The following is a 12,689-nucleotide window of genomic DNA, read 5'->3' as shown; positions in this document are numbered from 1 at the left end:
GTGTATTAATCAAAGCTACGTGGGCTTAAAAAACTGGTAAAACTAGTTTCTATCTTTTTAGCCCCATCATAGACCTCTATCTTGAGCTTGGTTTTATCATTCTCTAATAGGTTTTCGTTGATTTCTATAAACAGCGTACCACTACTCATGCCTTGCTTTTCTACGTTCAAATGTTGGTTCCCTACAAGCTTAAGGGTTCCGTTTATACCTACTAGTTTAAAGTGAACGTCCTTAAAGTCATTGTTGGTTTTATTAATAACTTTATACGTAAAAACATTACTAATATTATCTCCTTTGTGCTGGAATAATTGCCCTGGTAGTCTTAAAATAGTAGCTTCTACCTCGGTACGCAAGAACAACAATCCTATCAAAATCCCTACTAAAATTAATAAGATAGCAGAGTATCCTTTCATTCGGGCGGTAAATTTAAATGGGGCTTTTTTCTCAATTTCATCCTCAGAGGCATAGCGGATCAATCCTTTTGGCAATCCTACGCTATCCATGATCGTATCGCATTCGTCAATGCAAGCAGTACAGTTTACGCATTCTAGTTGTGTTCCGTTACGGATGTCAATTCCTGTTGGGCAAACATTTACACATTGCTTGCAGTCAATACAATCTCCTTTTCCGGTGGTTGCTCTATCTTCTTTTTTATTAAATTTAGCTCTTCCTTCTTCTTTCTCTCCACGTACAAAATCATAGGCTACATTAATAGATTTATTGTCTAACAAAACACCCTGTAATCTCCCGTAAGGACAGGCTATAATACAAACTTGCTCTCTAAACCATACAAATATAAAGTAGAAAACGCCCGTAAAAATAGATAGTGCAATTAAGGTACTTAGGTGGGATTGTGGGCCCTCTTCAATCATTTGCATTAGTTCGTCACTACCGATGAGATAGGCCAAAAATACATTTGCTATTGCAAAGGAAATAAGTAAAAACAAAAACCATTTAAAGCCTTTTTTTCTTATTTTTTCGGCGTTCCATTCTTGTTTGGACAATCTAATTTGAGCTCCTCGATCGCCTTCTATCCAATATTCTATTCTTCTAAAGACAAGCTCCAAAAATATAGTTTGCGGACATATCCATCCACAGAATATGCGTCCAAAAATCACTGTAAACAAAATCACAAAAACCACTCCTACTATCATAAAAAGCACAAAGAGGTAAAAATCTTGCGGCCAAAATGGAAAACCAAATATATTGAAACGACGCTCTAGTATATTAAAGAGCATAAATTGGTTTCCGTTTACTTTTATAAATGGATTGGCTATTAAAATTAGTAACAAGATGTAACTTACCCATTTACGATAATCATACAATTTTCCTGAAGGCTTTTTAGGAAAAATGAATTTTCTTTTTCCTTCTTCATCAATCGTTCCGATGGTGTCTCTAAATGCTTCGTTTGGTAATTTTGACATTGCTATGGTATTTATAATTTTAAGATAGTACGCCCCTTGTTATAAGGCATACTATCTTAGCAAATCAGTGCTTTTATTGTGCTGGAGCTACAGTAGCTTCTTCAACCCAAACCTCGCCTTCGGCTTCTTTTGGATCTTTAGGGTTGCTTCCGTGTAGAGACAAAATGTAACTTGCTACTTTTTGCATCTCTTTAGGTTTTAGAGTTCCTTTCCAAGAAATCATCCCTTTACCATCACGCCCTCCATTATTAATGGTATGAAATACGTTTTTGATTCCGCCTCCTAAAATCCATTTGTCATCCGTTAAATTGGGTCCAATTTGTCCTCCAGCATCTGCTCGGTGACAGGCGGCACAATTGGTTGCAAAAATGGTTTTTCCTATGGCTAAATCTGCAGGATCTGTAAGTAGGGTTACGGTTTTTTCATCCATTAAATCCGGAGCTGTTTTCATGTATTGGGCTACATCAATTTTGGCTTGAGCTAATTCTTTTTGGAGCTCCATTTCTTGATTATCTCCTCCCATTATTTCAAAACGAACCAAGTACACTACCGCAAAAACAATACAGCCGTAAAATAAATACACCCACCATGGCGGTAAATTATTATCTAACTCTTTGATTCCGTCATAATCATGATCCAATAAAAGATTTTCTTCGTTTTCTATTGGTTCTGATTTGGTCAGTTTTTTCATTAATTTCTGAAACCATTCCTTGTCTTTATAGCTAGTGGCGCTCTCTTGTTCAAACGCCAATTTTTCTTCGGCACTGAGCATTTGATAACTGATGTTATCTATGGCACTTACTGTTATCTCAATGGCTATCAAAACAAATAAAAATACGGCTAAGAACAAGGAAACCATGGGGTATTTTATAAATGCTGCGCGATCTCCTGAATCTATAAAGTATTCCATTGCGCCAAACACGAGAAAGAAAATTAAAAGTACTCTTACGTATGCTGGAATTATTTTTTTCATTGTAACTATTTTGAAATTTTACTAATTATCCTTTAAAGGAATTTGACTCAACTCATCTATTTTTTCCTTTTTATAGGATAGAACCCAAACTCCAAGCCCTACAAAAAAAATGAAGAAAATAAGTAACGATAGGATCGGATATATCTCTACTCCAGAGATCGTTTCCATGTTGTGTTTTATTTGTTCAAACATAATTTTACTTTTTATCTTTTACTTTAATATCGGTCCCTAGTCTTTGTATGTAGGCAATTAATGCTACAATTTCTCTTTGGTGCATTGGTACAAATTCTTCTCCTTTGGCAATGGCTTTTTTCTTGCTGTTTTCATAACTTTTTACAAAGTCAGGATCGGCATTTAGATTGTTTTCAATTTTTTGAGATTGTATTTTCATTGCGTTTCTTGCATCAGCAACTTCGGCATCGGTATATGGCACTCCTAATGTTTGCATTACTTTCATTTTGGATTCTATATCCGAAATATCTAGTGCTTTATTATCAAATAACCATTTGTAACCTGGCATAATAGATCCTGAAGAAGTACTTTGTGGGTTCCACATGTGGTTAAAGTGCCAGTTATCATTATACTTGCCTCCTACTCGTAATAAATCTGGTCCAGTACGTTTGGATCCCCATAAAAACGGATGGTCATAAACAAACTCTCCTGCCTTAGACTGTGGGCCATAACGTTCTACTTCACTACGGAAAGGTCTTACCATTTGAGAGTGACACCCTACACAACCTTCTCTAATATATAAATCACGTCCTTCTAATTCTAATGGAGTATATGGTTTTACACTAGCAATGGTAGGAATGTTAGATTTTACCATAATGGTAGGTACAATTTGGATTACTCCTCCTATCAAAATAGCTATTGTTGCTAAAATTGTTAATTGAATTGGTTTTCTTTCTAACCAAGGATGAAATTTCTCTCCTTTAATACGGCTACTACTTATTTTTTGTAATTCTGGTGCTTCGGCTAACTCATCCTCAATGGCAGCGTTTGCTCTAATGGTTCTGTAGATGTTGTAAACCAAAACAAGCATCCCTACTAAATATAAGGTACCTCCTATTGCACGCATCCAATACATTGGCATAATTTGCGTTACGGTTTCCAAAAAATTACCATAGGTTAAGGTTCCGTCTGGGTTAAATTGTTTCCACATAGATGCCTGTAAAAAACCAGCAACATACATCGGTAAAGTATAAAGTATAATCCCTAAGGTACCAATCCAAAAATGAAAATTAGCTAATTTTGCTGAAAATAAAGGTCCTTTGGACATTCTTGGTACTAACCAATATATCAAACCAAAAGCCATAAATCCGTTCCAAGCCAATGCACCTACGTGTACGTGAGCAATAATCCAGTCTGTAAAATGCGCTATTGCATTTACATTTTTAAGAGACAACATTGGTCCTTCAAAAGTTGCCATACCATAACCTGTAATTGCAACTACAAAGAATTTTAATACTGGATCTACTCTAACTTTATCCCAAGCTCCACGCAAGGTCAAGAGGCCGTTAATCATTCCTCCCCAAGATGGTGCAATTAACATTATGGAGAAAACTACCCCTAAATTTTGAGCCCAGTTTGGCAAAGCCGAATACAATAAGTGGTGTGGTCCTGCCCAGATGTAAATAAATATTAATGACCAAAAGTGTACAATAGACAATCGGTAAGAATATACCGGACGGTTAGCAGCCTTAGGAACAAAATAATACATCAATCCTAAAAAAGGTGTAGTCAAGAAAAAAGCAACTGCATTATGCCCGTACCACCATTGCACTAGAGCATCTTGCACGCCTGCATAAACAGAGTAACTTTTCATTGATAGCAATGAAACTGGTATTGCTAAGCTATTAAAAATATGCAAAACAGCTACTGTCACAAAAGTGGCTAAATAAAACCAAATTGCTACATATAAGTGGCGTTCTCTTCTTTTTATCATAGTTCCGATCATATTGATACCCATAACTACCCAAATAAAAGTAATTGCAATATCAATAGGCCACTCTAGTTCCGCGTACTCTTTGGAAGTACTATACCCCAAAGGCAAAGTAATTGCAGCCGCTACAATAATAAGTTGCCAACCCCAAAAATGAAGTCCACTTAAAAAATCACTATACATCCTTGCTTTAAGTAATCGCTGCATAGAATAATACATTCCTGCAAAAAAAGCATTACCCACAAAAGCAAAAATAACCGCATTGGTGTGTAAAGGTCTTAATCTACCATAACTCAACCATGAAATACCATCGGTTAGGTTAGGAAAGAGATATAAAATTGCTAGTGTTAGACCAACTAGCATTCCTACGACACCAAAAAGAATGGTAGCGTAAATGAATTTCTTTACAATTTTGTTGTCATAATAAAACTGCTGCATTTCCATAATTAAATTTGTTTTTCTTCTGTTGTTTGTATTCCTTGTTTTTTGGTTTTTTTGATTTCGTCATCAAAAAGCATTCGTACTGAGGGCGTATAATCATCATCATACTGGCCGCTTTTTACTGCTACTACAAAAGCAATAAAAAAACCTATTGCAACAAATATGCTAATGGTAATCAATAAATAAATAACACTCATACCTTAAAATTATGTTAACAAAATTACTTTATCGAATCCTTAATAAACATGATATTTATCATGCTTTCTGCTTAAATATACTTTTTTTACCTACTGTGTTGTTTTGGCATAATAATTACTCATCAAGGTTACAAAACTTACAATTGTTATGGTGCTCAAAGGCATAATTATAGCCGCTACCAGGGGTTCTAAATTGGCGGTTACCGCAAACAAAAGCCCAACTACATTATACAAAAAAGACAATGTAAAACTCATCTTAATGGTGCGCATGGCTTTTTTGGATAGCGACAAAAAGTAGTTTAATTTCTCAAATTGCTGTGCTTCTAAAATTGCATCACAGGCGGGCGAAAAAACATTTACATTCTCGGATATTGAAATACCTACATTACTTTGTGCCAAAGCGCCCGCATCATTTAGACCATCCCCAACCATCATCACATTTTTGCCACTTAGTTGCAATTGTTTGATAAATTCTAATTTTTGTTCTGGTTTTTGGTTAAAAACTAGTTCTGTACCTATGGGCAATAAATTCTCTAAGATGGTTCTTTCGCCTTCATTATCCCCGGATAAAACGTGGATTTGGTAGTTGTTTTTTAAGGTTTTAAATAAGGTTTCTAAGCCTTCTCTATATTGATTATTAAAGATATATTTGCCATAATAAATACCCTCTATTTTAATATGTACGGCGGTTTGCAAACTGTTGGTCTCTGCTTTGTTTTGTACAAAAATACCGGATCCAATTTGAATAGCCACACCAGCTGCATGGGCTAAAATTCCTTGTCCAGTAATTTCCTGAAAGTCCGTAATTGTCTTCTTTGGATATTCTGGCAAAAAATCATACAACATCCTACTCAAAGGATGGTTAGATGCACGCAGGGCGTTTTTTATCAGGGCTAAATTGGTATCGGATAATGGCGCTCCATCATAAACAATGGCAGCTTTTTTATTGGTTGTTATGGTGCCTGTTTTATCAAAAACAATAGTATCTACGGCTGCCAATTGTTCTATTACTAAAGCATTTTTGAGATAAAATTGTTTTTTGCCTAAAATCCGTAACACATTACCCATAGTAAAAGGAGCTGTTAATGCTAGGGCGCAAGGACAAGCCACAATTAGTACTGCTGTAAACACATTAAAGGCAGTGTTGGTATCTATAGCTATCCAATAACCAAAGGCAATAAAGGCTATAGTCAGTAAAATAGGGGTAAAATAACGGCTAATATTGTCTGTGATGGTTTTGTGCGTACGGGCTACATTTTTTTGAAAAACATCATTGCTCCACAGTTGTGTTAGGTAACTCTGGGATACAGAATGCAAGACTTCCATCTCTATTACTTTGCCAATTTGTTTTCCTCCAGCATATATTTTGTCTCCAGAGTTTTTGATTATAGGTACGGATTCTCCGGTTACAAAACTATAATCTATGGCTGTTTTGTCGCTAATTAAAATACCATCCACCGGAATCAACTCTTGGTTTCTTATCAGCAAGCGGTCTCCTTTTTGAATGTCATAAATAGGCACACTTTCTTCTGAGGTATCTGGGTTTATTCTGGTTATGGCTATCGGAAAATACGATTTAAAATCTCTCTCAAAACTTAAAAAACTATAGGTCTTGATTTGAAACATTTTGCCCAAGAGCATAAAAAAAATCAAACTGGTCAAGCTATCAAAAAAACCCGATCCATAATTAAACACAATATCTATGGTACTCCTAACAAACATTACTATTATTCCTAAAGCAATCGGAATGTCTATATTTAACATTCCGGACTTTATGCTTTTGTAGGCAGAAACATAATACCCACTGGCCGAATATAAAAATGCCGGTAAAGACAAGGCGAATATTAATCCTCTAAAAAAAGGCTTGTAATTGTCTAACCAAAATTCTTTTACCTCAAAATATTCCGGAAAAGACAATAGCATAATGTTTCCAAAACAAAAAAACGCTACTCCTAGTTTATAGGTCAAACTCCGATCAATGGCACTCTTGGCTGTTTGGTAATTTTCAAGACTAATATACGGCTCATAGCCAATGGAGCTTAACAAATAAGCAATCTCTTTGAGGGAAACAATTTGAGGATTGTAGGTAATGCGTACTTTTTTTTCTGGAAAATTTACCTGTGAGCTCTGGATCCCTTTTTGAAGTTTTTGGAGGTTTTCTAAAATCCAAATACAAGAACTACAATGAATATTTGGTATACTCATTGCAATGATGGCAATATTTTCTTCTTGAAATTCTACTAACTTAGTAGCAATAGTTTCGTTGTCTAAAAAATCATATTTGCCTGCTATATCCAGCGGCGATGTACCAGGGGATTTTTCAAAATCATAATAACAAGACAGATCATTGAGACTAAAAATTTCGTAAACGGTTTTGCAACCATTACAACAAAAACTTTTTTGATCAAAAATAATTTCTTCTGTTTTTACAATATCTAAACCACAATGGAAACAGTTTTTTGTGTCCATAATTTTGCTCAATTTACCTTTTGCAAAGTTCTTAAATGAATGTTACGAATTATATGATATATGTCATACTTAATGATTAAATTTGTGTAACAATTAACCCCCCTTTTGTGATGAGTAAATGTGAACAATGTATTGTTAGAGAATTCAGCTCTCTAAAGGCACTCAAAAAAGATGAGTTGCTTAAAATTGCAGATTGCAAAACCTCGTATACCATTACAAAAGGAGAAACCATATTTAGTGAGGGAGAAAATGTAAATGGGATTTTTTGTATCAAAGATGGGGTTTGCAAACTAAGCAAACTAAGCCAAAATGGCAAAGACCAAATCATCAAATTGGTGTCCAAAGGAGAATTGCTAGGGCAACGCTCCATGATTAGTGAAGAACCCGTAAATTTGAGTGCTGTTGCACTAGAGGATATGGAGGTTTGTTTTATTCCAAAAACAGAAATTATGGGTTTTTTTAACCACAACAATGATTTTTCAATGAATGTTATGAAAAGTATTTGTGGCGATCTAAAAGAAGCCGATAGCCATACGGTTTCTATGGCGCAAAAAACCGTAAAAGAAAGACTTGCAGAAACGCTGGTTTATCTAGAAACTACTTTTGGTATAAATACAGACCACTCCTTACGAATTCAATTATCTCGTGAAGAATTGGCGAGCATGATTGGTACCGCCACAGAAAGCTGCATTCGGTTGTTGTCTGACTTTAAAAAATCGGGCTTAATTGCGCTTTCGGGCAAAAAAATTACTATTCTGGATCTAGCAAAGCTTAAAAAATTAGCTGAGTAAATTTGCTACCGCAGAAAAACTTATTTAGTATTGGTACCTTTTTTTGCTTGTTCCCAAAAAACATCCATTTCGGCCAATGTCATATCCATTAAAGGCTTGCCTAGAGCACTGGCTTTACTTTCTAAATATTGAAAGCGTTGTATAAATTTTTTATTGGTTCGTTCTAAAGCATCCTCGGGGTTGATGTTTAAAAATCGGGCATAATTAATCATTGAAAATAATACGTCTCCAAACTCAGACTCCATTTTATCTCTATCGCCTGCAGCAACTTCTACTTGGAGTTCGGCCAATTCTTCTTGCACCTTGTCCCAGACTTGACTCGGCTCTTCCCAATCAAACCCAACTGCTTTGACTTTGTCTTGAATTCGACTGGCTTTTACTAATGCAGGCAAACTTTTTGGAACCCCTTCTAGAACAGAAGTTCTTCCTTCTTTTAGTTTTAATTTTTCCCAATTTTGCTTTACCTCTTCTTCGTCTTTAACTACTGTATCGCTGTAAATATGCGGATGTCTGTGGATTAATTTATCACAAATTTCGTTGCACACATCTGCAATATCAAATGCATTGGTTTCGCTGCCTATTTTGGCATAAAAAACAAGATGCAATAACACATCGCCAAGCTCTTTTTTGATCTCCTCCATATTGTTATCTAAAATGGCATCTCCTAACTCATAGGTTTCTTCAATGGTTAAATGACGTAGACTTTGCATGGTTTGCTTTTTATCCCATGGACATTTCTCTCTCAAATCATCCAGGATGTTTAGTAGTCTCTCAAAGGCTTGCAGTTGGCTTGGTCTTGAATTCATAACAATAGGTTGGTGTTAAATTACAAAATCCTGTATTCTAAATAATGGTAGATTACAGGATTTTGGGTAAGGTGTAAGTAAGTAGTATTCGGAATACTTTTTAGTATTATTTTGCTTGTTCTGTTTCTGTTTCGGCAGAAACTGTTTCTTCATCAAGCACATCTGTAACCAATCCTTTAGATTGTAGAATGTTGTACCAATTTAAAATTTTCTTTACATCCGAAGGATAGACTCTATCTTCGTCAAATTCTGGCAACACTTCTCTAAAATAGGCCAATAAAGTGGCATTATCTTCTTTATGAGAAATTGCAGCTTGGTTTTTTTCTTTTTTAGCTATATTGTTTATAATTTGAGCTAACGGTTTTTCGCCTTCGTAAGTGTAAATTGAAATTTCAGATAATAAACTTACATTACTTTTTAAGTTTACTGTAATTTTTTTTCCATCTGCTAAAGATTCTGCAACAAAACCAGAACGGGTTTGTACCTTAAGAGAATATAAACCGGGCTTACCAGAAATGGCTAATATTTTTTCTAAATTCATTTTTTAAAGTGTTTTATTTTAAGAATTTGATTTGTGTTTGTATAGGGTATGCAAAAAGCGTGCAATTACTACTGCTAGGCAGCATTATCTTCCTTTTTTTGCTATAAATTTCATTCTGTAGTCTTGAAAAGTCTTTCCTTCAGTAATGTTTTTTAATTTTTTTTGTATCAATCGTTTTTTTAGAGACGAGATTTTATCCGTAAATAATATTCCTTCTATATGATCGTATTCGTGTTGGATTACTCTAGCTATCAAACCATCAAATATTTCTGTTTTTACCACAAAATCTTCTTCGCAATATTCTATAGTAATTCTTTCGTTTCTATACACGTCTTCCCGAACATCTGGAATACTTAAACAACCTTCATTAAAACACCATTCTTCGCCATCTTCGGCAATCATTTTGGCATTAATAAAGGTTTTTTTGAAGCCTTTTAGTTGGTTTTGCTCTTCGGTTTCTAAATCTTCATCATCACTAAAGGGTGTCGTATCTATAACAAATAGACGCAGGGCCTTGCCTACTTGTGGCGCAGCAAGCCCAACTCCAGAAGCATTATACATTGTTTCGTACATGTTAGCAATGGTTTCTTTCAAATCTGGATGGTCTTTTGAAATGTCTTCTCCTACTTTTCTTAGTACCGGATCTCCGTATCCTATAATTGGTAAAATCATTGTAATTATATTAAGTATTAATTGCCCCGCATTGCGTGTTTGCTATTCTTGATTACGGATGGCAAAAATAGTAAATTTTTAGACAATGAATAATTACTGGTTGATAAATAGTATTTTTTTATAATTTAAACTTAATTCGTGCTAACTTGGGCTTTGCTATACCAACAAACCATACCTTTGTTGGTAACTATACATATTATGTTTTCTAAAATACAAAAATTTGTTGATTCTACGGATTTCACAAGTGCCCTAAAAGTTACCATTGCCTCTGTTTTTCCGGTACTGTTGTTTACTTATTTAGGGCATTTTGAAATGGGTTTCACCATGGCATTGGGTGCTTTTTTTACCTATCCGAGTGATATTCCCAGTAATTTAACCCATAAGGTAAATGGTATTCTTGTAACCGCTTTTATTGTGTCTGGTCTCAATTTGGTTATTAACTTAGCCTATCCCTATCCGATTATTTTTTATACGCTATTGGTGGTTCTTGTTTTTAGTTTGTCCATGATTTCGGTATATGGCCAGCGTGCAAGCATGACTTCTTTTTCTGGTTTACTGGCTTTATCCTTAACCTTTGCACACATACAAACTGGTTGGGATATTTTAAAATATTCTGGGCTTGTGCTCAGTGGTGGTCTATTTTATTTGTTTATTTCTGTGCTGTTTCATTATGTGCGCCCGCACCGGTATATCCAATTACAAATTGCGCAATGTATGCAGCTTACTTCTAAATATTTAAAACTAAGAGGTAATTTATGGAAATTAAAATCGGACCGAGAAGAAATTACTAAAAAACAGCTCTACCTCCAGGTAGAACTCAATATTATACAAGAAAACATTAGAGAGGTATTGGTCCTGAATAGAGCCAATACAGGCTCTTCTGATCAAAACAGAAAAATGCTAATGATTTTTATCTCTCTGGTAGAAATAATGGAATTAGCGGTTTCTAACTCCTTTGATCATGCCAAATTGCATCAAAAGTTTGACGCCCATCCTATTGTATTAAATACCTATCAAAATTTGGCTGCAAACCTAGCCAAAAACTTAAAAAAACTAGCCAAAACTCTGGAGAATGGTACGGTTTATAACGCAAAACAAGATCTCATTAAGGATCTATATGCCCTAGAGCTGGCTATTGCAGAGTACCAAAGTCAGGTTGGTGGCGAAGCGGCAGACGAAGGGGTTTTTATGCTAACTACCATGTTGCATTATGCCGAAAAGCAAGTTGAAAAAATAAAAATTTTGGAGCGCACCCTGACTTCCAAAAGTACGGTGTCTGATTTCAAAAATAAAGACAAGGATTTAGAAAAATTTATCACACCGCAATACTACCCACTACAAACGTTAATTGAAAATTTTAGTTTTTCTTCTACTGTTTTTAGACATTCTTTGCGCTTAACCATTACGCTTTTAGTAGGTTTTATAATCGGTCAAATACTGCCTTTTGAGAATACCTATTGGATCATTTTGACCATTGTTGTTATTATGAGACAGGGCTACGGACTCACCAAACAACGTACCTACCATAGAATAATTGGCACCTTTATGGGAGGGACAATTGCTTTTGGAATTTTATATTTTGTACAACAACCCCAAATCATTGGTGGACTTACCATTATAGCCATGATTTTAGGATATTCTTTTACTCCTACCAATTACAAAATCGGTGCTACTTTTATAACCGTATATGTGATTTTTGTGTACGGAATTCTGACTCCAAATATTGTAGATGTAATACAATACCGGGTTTTGGATACACTGGTGGGTGCCTTGTTATCTTTTTTGGCAAACAGCTTTATTTGGCCCTCTTGGGAGTTTTTGAATGTGCCGGTGTTTTTAGAAAAATCCATTCTGGCCAACCAAAATTATCTCCAACAAATTTCTATTTTTTATAACAAAAAAGGAGAGGTTCCTAGCTCCTACCGATTGGCTCGCAAGCATGCTTTTATTGCCATCGGAAATTTAATGGCTTCTTTTCAGAGAATGGTGCAAGAACCAAAATCCAAACAAGACCAACTCCCGCAGCTCTACAAACTTACGGTTCTTAATCATAGTTTACTTTCTTCTGTGGCCTCGCTTGGCACCTACATTCAATCCCATAAAACCTCCGAAGCATCCCAAGCATTTAACGCAGTTGTAGATCGGGTGATCCAAAATCTAGAATATGCTACCCTTGTATTGAATCAAAAACAAACCTCAGTGTCGCATCAAATTGTTGGTGAGGATATCAGCAAGCATTTTACGGCGCTAAAAAATATAAGAGTCCGAGAGTTAAAAAATAGAAAAGAAATTAAGGACCAGGAATTTCAGTTAAAAATGCAGGAGGCGCATTTAATCATTGAACAACTCATTTGGCTAAATAATTTGTCCGAAAATATTGTTAAATCTACCCAAGCATTGGTGGTTATAAAAGAAGCCCAATAACTCTAAGTC

11 protein-coding genes are annotated in these 12,689 nt (G+C 35.3%); 2 read left to right on the top strand and 9 right to left on the bottom strand.

Features of this window, described 5'->3' with window-relative positions:
• Nucleotides 1-5: 5 nt before the first annotated feature.
• The 6 genes from ccoG to LB076_RS08315 form a co-directional block, all read right to left on the bottom strand.
• Nucleotides 6-1,424: a cytochrome c oxidase accessory protein CcoG gene (gene ccoG, locus LB076_RS08340; RefSeq protein ID WP_066331531.1), complete on the bottom strand. Its 1,419-nt coding sequence runs from the start codon at nucleotides 1,422-1,424 to the stop codon at nucleotides 6-8.
• A gap of 73 nt (nucleotides 1,425-1,497) precedes the next feature.
• Complete coding sequence (locus LB076_RS08335; RefSeq protein WP_066331534.1) at nucleotides 1,498-2,397, bottom strand: cbb3-type cytochrome c oxidase N-terminal domain-containing protein; 900 nt, start codon at nucleotides 2,395-2,397, stop codon at nucleotides 1,498-1,500.
• A 21-nt stretch (nucleotides 2,398-2,418) separates the two neighbouring features.
• Nucleotides 2,419-2,589, bottom strand: coding sequence for a cbb3-type cytochrome oxidase subunit 3 (locus tag LB076_RS08330; protein ID WP_066331536.1), 171 nt, complete (start codon nucleotides 2,587-2,589; stop codon nucleotides 2,419-2,421).
• A gap of 4 nt (nucleotides 2,590-2,593) precedes the next feature.
• Complete coding sequence (ccoN, locus tag LB076_RS08325; protein ID WP_066331539.1) at nucleotides 2,594-4,783, bottom strand: cytochrome-c oxidase, cbb3-type subunit I; 2,190 nt, start codon at nucleotides 4,781-4,783, stop codon at nucleotides 2,594-2,596.
• Nucleotides 4,784-4,785: 2 nt separating this feature from the next.
• The gene (ccoS, locus tag LB076_RS08320; RefSeq protein ID WP_066331542.1) at nucleotides 4,786-4,977 is read right to left on the bottom strand and encodes a cbb3-type cytochrome oxidase assembly protein CcoS; all 192 of its coding nucleotides are present in this window, start codon (nucleotides 4,975-4,977) and stop codon (nucleotides 4,786-4,788) included.
• A gap of 90 nt (nucleotides 4,978-5,067) precedes the next feature.
• On the bottom strand, nucleotides 5,068-7,446 hold the full coding sequence (locus LB076_RS08315; RefSeq protein ID WP_066331543.1) for a heavy metal translocating P-type ATPase: 2,379 nt from the start codon (nucleotides 7,444-7,446) through the stop codon (nucleotides 5,068-5,070).
• 110 nt (nucleotides 7,447-7,556) lie between these two features.
• Here LB076_RS08315 and LB076_RS08310 point away from each other — a divergent pair, with 110 nt between their 5' ends.
• On the top strand, nucleotides 7,557-8,237 hold the full coding sequence (locus LB076_RS08310) for a Crp/Fnr family transcriptional regulator (protein ID WP_066331544.1): 681 nt from the start codon (nucleotides 7,557-7,559) through the stop codon (nucleotides 8,235-8,237).
• Between the two features lie 20 nt (nucleotides 8,238-8,257).
• Here LB076_RS08310 and mazG read toward each other — a convergent pair whose 3' ends face one another.
• The 3 genes from mazG to def form a co-directional block, all read right to left on the bottom strand.
• On the bottom strand, nucleotides 8,258-9,043 hold the full coding sequence (gene mazG / locus LB076_RS08305) for a nucleoside triphosphate pyrophosphohydrolase (protein WP_066331546.1): 786 nt from the start codon (nucleotides 9,041-9,043) through the stop codon (nucleotides 8,258-8,260).
• 106 nt (nucleotides 9,044-9,149) lie between these two features.
• Nucleotides 9,150-9,584, bottom strand: coding sequence for a DUF5606 family protein (locus LB076_RS08300; RefSeq protein ID WP_066331547.1), 435 nt, complete (start codon nucleotides 9,582-9,584; stop codon nucleotides 9,150-9,152).
• A gap of 84 nt (nucleotides 9,585-9,668) precedes the next feature.
• On the bottom strand, nucleotides 9,669-10,256 hold the full coding sequence (gene def, locus LB076_RS08295; RefSeq protein WP_066331549.1) for a peptide deformylase: 588 nt from the start codon (nucleotides 10,254-10,256) through the stop codon (nucleotides 9,669-9,671).
• 198 nt (nucleotides 10,257-10,454) lie between these two features.
• On the opposite strand from def, the gene LB076_RS08290 reads away from it, so the two are divergent.
• A complete protein-coding gene (locus LB076_RS08290) occupies nucleotides 10,455-12,680 on the top strand; it encodes an FUSC family protein (protein WP_066331797.1) in 2,226 nt (741 codons plus the stop codon).
• Nucleotides 12,681-12,689 lie beyond the last annotated feature (9 nt).

Origin of the sequence: Flavobacterium crassostreae, assembly GCF_001831475.1 — a bacterium.
GTDB classification, from domain to species: Bacteria; Bacteroidota; Bacteroidia; order Flavobacteriales; family Flavobacteriaceae; genus Flavobacterium; species Flavobacterium crassostreae.
The sequence above is the reverse complement of the archived record's forward strand: the minus strand, read 5'-3'. Positions and strand labels throughout refer to the sequence as shown.